General features: G+C 45.2%; 4 protein-coding genes. All 4 read right to left on the reverse strand.

All coding sequences use genetic code 11. The features are described 5' to 3' along the window. Positions 1-225 precede the first annotated feature (225 nt). Positions 226-1,491 carry an IS110 family RNA-guided transposase gene (locus BM210_RS33825; RefSeq protein ID WP_091177064.1) on the reverse strand — a complete coding sequence of 422 codons (1,266 nt, stop codon included), beginning with the start codon at positions 1,489-1,491 and terminating at the stop codon, positions 226-228. 349 nt (positions 1,492-1,840) lie between these two features. Continuing rightward, positions 1,841-2,050: a hypothetical protein gene (locus BM210_RS33830; RefSeq protein ID WP_091177065.1), complete on the reverse strand. Its 210-nt coding sequence runs from the start codon at positions 2,048-2,050 to the stop codon at positions 1,841-1,843. A 907-nt stretch (positions 2,051-2,957) separates the two neighbouring features. Next, positions 2,958-3,422, reverse strand: a complete 465-nt coding sequence (locus BM210_RS36490; protein ID WP_177238177.1) for a hypothetical protein — start codon at positions 3,420-3,422, stop codon at positions 2,958-2,960. A 261-nt stretch (positions 3,423-3,683) separates the two neighbouring features. Beyond that, positions 3,684-5,237: collagen-like protein (locus BM210_RS33845; protein ID WP_371263584.1), on the reverse strand; the 1,554-nt coding region annotated here is incomplete at its 5' end.

The following is a 5,237-nucleotide window of genomic DNA, read 5'->3' on the forward strand; positions in this document are numbered from 1 at the left end:
ATTTTAGGGTTGCTGACCCTGTGCACAATTCTATCTTACGAGGGCGCTTCTCTTTTTTCAAAGCGGAAAATTAACGCTCTACAGGAATGCTTCGTCACATCTAACTAAGGGGTGGAGGTCGGTCTTTCTAACGGAACGGGTCCGAGCCCTTTTGCTTAACGTCTTCCGATACTCCGTGCTTCTTGTTATCCTGCGAATGCATGAGCTAGTAAGGAAAGAATGGTTTTAGGCTGCTTGTGGGAAAACTTTGGCTGAGTCATAACCCTCGCTACTCTTAGCTAAGCCCACTAGCATTCGTGCAACTTTACCGCATAATTTCATAATGGATTTCATTTTCTTTAACTTCTTTACCTCGACGTTGAAATGGTGCAAAGCTCTGACATCCGAATTTGTCATGACCATACACATTGTCATGAGGTAGATAAACCTCCGTAGACGAGGTCGGCCGCGTTTGCTAAGTGACATTTTACCACGCCACTTACCCGAGCTGGCTTCGGTCAGGTTAAGACCGGCATGGCGAAGCAAGGCATTTCCATGTACATATCCGCTTAGATCACCGGCTTCGCCAAGCACACCGGCTAAACTCGTTGCATTTACACCGTGAATCGCAAGTAACTTTTGTGCGTACGGAATGCGCTCTAGGATGCTGTGAAGTTCTGTCTCAATTTGCTCTAGTTGTCGCTGCGCCAAGTCATATTCCTCAAGCAATTGCCCCAGGTGAAGTTTGTAGGCATGGAGTGCCTGCGTGGCGCCAACACTGGATTTTGCTAGTACAATGAGCTGCTCCGCTCGTTTAACTCCAGCATGACGCTTCACATATTGTTTCCATCCGGCAAGGACCTGCTCTGTTGTTAAGCGACTAATTCCCTCTGGTAAGGGGAAGAGTCTGAGCGTTGCAATGGCACTCATGCAAGTGAGGATTTTAAAGACCTGCCGCAGCTCAGGGAACACGATATCTACCCATCGATGAATTTGGTTAACAGCGCTGTTGAGCCGTTTGGTGACCGTGTCTCGATTAGCCATGAGAATTCGCAGTTCTTCGTAGGTTTCAGGATGAAAACGAACAGGGGAGTAATACCCGTTTTTGACCATATCTGCAATGACAAGGGCGTCCTTGCGGTCGCTTTTAGATGGGGTATTGTCACGGTTTTCCTTGTTCTTTTTGACGAGATGGGGATTAACAAGAACAGCCTCAATACTCTGAGAAGAGAGCCAACGTGCGAGATTCAGCCAGTAATGTCCGGTGGGTTCCATGCCTATAATGACTTTGTTAAGCTTGTAGGTTTTGAGTAGATCATGGATCCAGCGTCCCAGCATCTCAAACCCTGCAAGATGATATCCAAACTCTAGCGGTGTACCTAATGCAATTCCACGAAAGCTGACAGAGCGAGCAACGTGAACTTCTTGAGCGATATCTACGCCGAAGACTAGATGCTGAACGGTAATGTTTTCAATGAGTTGATTTTGCTTGTCCTGAGCTTTAAACTTCATAGTAGAGCGACCTCCTAGATGATGGGCTTTTTGAGGCTATGACCTCGTGTGCAACCCCATCGTACCGAGGCGCTCGTTTTTGTTCAACCGCCAAATTATTCGTATTACAGGAATTCTAACGGGACACGATAGCGGAATAAAGGGCGTTTGAAAAAAACCTACTTTTGTGTGCATGTTCATAAACAAAACCTCTACAGAAGCATAAGAAATGTCGGATGGCAAGAACCTGGCTACATAAATGACAAGAACCTGATTACATTCCCCAACAGGTCTTTTTATATTCTCATTTAGTTTATTTTATATAGTTAGTCGTCGTACATAATGGTCAACGTATTCTGCAAGTTTTTTATTAAATGGTACTTTTATCTCTGGTAAGAATCAAACCACCTATTGTTGATTTAATTATTTCTAAGTCTTTTAGGTCCATTTTCGTTAATTCGTCCAATGAAAATCCTATTTGTCCCAAATGATGTATAAATGCTTTGACTATGGATTCTTTGTCTTCTTCGGATAACCGTTCAAATTCAGTCAAGACTTCTTTAGCCTTGTCATTTCCCATCGACGTCCCCTCCTTAATCCAAATCATTTTTTAATGTTCGCAAATTTATCCTTGCTATGCAACCAAGATGCTGGTTTTGCAGTAAACTCCCGTTTAATAAACAAAAGTGGATTTGCCGCGAAACAAGCCCCTCAACTATAGTCCCCCCAATAACTTAATTTTGGGATGTTATTATTTATTTCCTTACCTCCAAAAGCTCCAACAAGTTCTCCATCAAATAAGTATAATGAGTGATTCGGAAAATTAAATAATAAGTTGCGCTCCTCGAAATAGGATATAATGGATAATAAGATCTAAATATATCGCTTACCCTGTTCATTTCCTAATAACGTTCAATCCCAGGAACGAGTGAGTCAATGTCGAAGATGTACGAATTGATCCTTAAAAAGGATAATGCAGTTGCTCTCACTTTAACAGATTTTCCAGATTGGACGTCAGCCATGGATGCTATCAAGATACAGAGAGGCATGGGTTTGTTATTCGATAAAGCGTATATTTTCGAGGTACAGGGCAGATTTCGGTATCTTGTGAACACAGAAAAGTCATAATGAATATCGTAAAGCCCTCACTCCTTTTTGGAATGGGGGCTATTTTCATAAATATACGTTCTATAAATTATCAGTCCTATTGATTAACCAGATTTTGTAACTCTAACCGAACAAACGAGAGCCTTGCATCCCGAGGCATTCCCGTGGAAACGGCGTCAAATAACCAGGTGAGCACGACATAGACCATTAAAGCAGAAAATAATTGGCTATATACGGTGGCCAGGTTTAAATGTTGCTTGATCCAGCGGAAAAGACTTCGATCTGCCAGCGAGCCTTGTACATCTGCGTGATTTGCTCCGCTGTCACTTGCATCAAATCAGTCACTACCCGGATTTCACGGCCTTCGAAAACTCGAAAGATCACGATTCTATGGCGCTTTTCCGAACGGCATTGAGGGGTTCCGAGCTGGCAGGTGATGTCGCAATGACAAAGGATTGTCCGTCTATTTTGTAGCGATCCAGACGCTCCTGCTTGCCATATGCCCGGTCCATCACCAGGATGAAAGAGGACTGATTCAGACTTTCGCTCACAGGCCCATCTTGTCGAGAGCCGACGGTTTCCACATCTTCCAGTGGCTGCGTCTCGGCCTGAAGGGCCACATGCAATTTAGTACCTGCTTGTTCGCAATGATAAGGAGCCCAAGGTAAAAGTGTTATACCTACCGTTTTATAAGGAGAAAGGGAAGGTGTTGCACTTTTTCGTAAATAAATGGGAAATCGATTTTTTGTTGAATATTCCAAAAACAAATAGCCTTCAGGCACGAGATCATCCACGTCGTTAATATACATCAGTTGATTTTGTTTTTCTTCATCTACACCCATCATAGCATTGCCCTACAATGAAAAGACCGTATAGATAGTAATTCTACACGGCCCTTCAAAAAACCTATTCAGTTCGATTCTTTGTCAACAGTCCCATTTACGTGGCTTTTATTGTAACAATGATGTTGACTTTCGACAGATGACAAGAACCTGACTAGTGGACTTTCACCACCTAGTTACTCCCCATGCGTGGCACACTACAAAAAACAACCAAACATTTAATGATGTTTATTAACTTTACGAAACGACTCTGTAAAGCACAATTTAGAATGCTGAAAATCTTGATATAGTGACATGACCTGCGCTATTAGCTATTACTGGTGAATTAGCAATGGTAATAGGAAAACCAGATATATTTCTAAATTGAATTGTATCTCCAACAGCATATGCCTCAACTTGAACTAAAACCAATTGACCACTTGTTGCCGTGGTTACAGCAGGAGCGAGATATGCTGTAGAATTATTTAGTGATAACCCAATTGTTGCTTCTGGTAATGTGGCAGCTGCAAGATTTATTACAACACTAATGTTATACAAACCCGCATTTTGTATTGTGAAAATACTTGTTACTGCGTTATAAGGAAGTGCAGTAGATTGGTTTGGAGTAATATTTAAAATATTTGATCCCGAAGCAATTGTCTGAGGTTGAACATTACCGTTAAAGTATGCATCTATAAACGTAGGAGGTGGGCCAGTGGCTCCAGTAGCACCTGTAGCACCTGTAGCACCTGTAGCACCTGTAGCACCTGTAGCTCCTGTAGCACCTGTAGCACCTGTAGCACCTGTAGCACCTGTAGCACCTGTAGCACCTGTAGCACCTGTAACTCCTGTAACTCCTGTTGCTCCCGTAGCACTTGTAGCACCTGTAACTCCAGTAGCACCTGTAGCACCTGTAGCACCTGTAGCACCTGTAGCACCTGTAGCACCTGTAGCACCTGTAGCACCTGTAGCACCTGTAGCACCAGTAACTCCAGTAGCACCAGTAGCACCTGTAGCACCCGTAGCACCCGTAGCTCCCGTAGCACCAGTAGCACCTGTAGCACCTGTAACTCCAGTAGCACCCGTAGCACCCGTAGCACCAGTAACTCCCGTAACTCCCGTAGATCCTGTAACTCCCGTAGCGCCCGTAGCACCAGTAGCACCCGTTTCACCCGTAACTCCAGTAGCACCAGTAGCACCAGTAGCTCCTGTAACTCCAGTAGCACCAGTTTCACCCGTAACTCCTGTAACTCCCGTAGCACCCGTAACCCCAGTAGCACCCGTAGCACCTGTAACTCCAGTTTCACCCGTAACCCCAGTAGCACCCGTAACTCCCGTAACTCCCGTAGCTCCTGTAACTCCAGTAGCACCCGTAACTCCAGTAGCACCCGTAGCACCCGTAGCACCTGTAGCACCTGTAACTCCAGTAGCACCAGTTTCACCCGTAACTCCAGTAGCACCCGTAACTCCCGTAACTCCAGTAGCGCCAGTAGCGCCAGTAGCACCAGTTTCACCCGTAACTCCTGTAACTCCCGTAGCACCCGTAGCACCCGTAGCGCCAGTAGCACCAGTAGCACCCGTAACTCCTGTAACTCCCGTAGCACCCGTAGCGCCCGTAGCTCCAGTAGCACCAGTTTCACCCGTAACTCCCGTAGAACCCGTAGCACCTGTAACTCCCGTATCACCCGTAGCTCCAGTAACTCCAGTAGCACCTGTAACTCCTGTAACTCCTGTAACTCCAGTTTCACCCGTAACCCCAGTAGCACCCGTAGCACCCGTAGCTCCTGTAGCACCCGTAGCACCAGTTTCACCCGTAACTCCAGTAGCACCCGTAGCACC

The organism is Paenibacillus sp. 1_12, assembly GCF_900114475.1.
Taxonomy (GTDB): domain Bacteria; phylum Bacillota; class Bacilli; order Paenibacillales; family NBRC-103111; genus Paenibacillus_S.

Excerpts from the sequence above, each read along its gene's own strand:
- BM210_RS36490 (WP_177238177.1), bottom strand. The coding sequence starts at position 3,422 with ATGATGGGTGTAGATGAAGAAAAACAAAATCAACTGATGTATATTAAC.
- BM210_RS33825 (WP_091177064.1), bottom strand. The coding sequence starts at position 1,491 with ATGAAGTTTAAAGCTCAGGACAAGCAAAATCAACTCATTGAAAACATT.
- BM210_RS33830 (WP_091177065.1), bottom strand. The coding sequence starts at position 2,050 with ATGGGAAATGACAAGGCTAAAGAAGTCTTGACTGAATTTGAACGGTTA.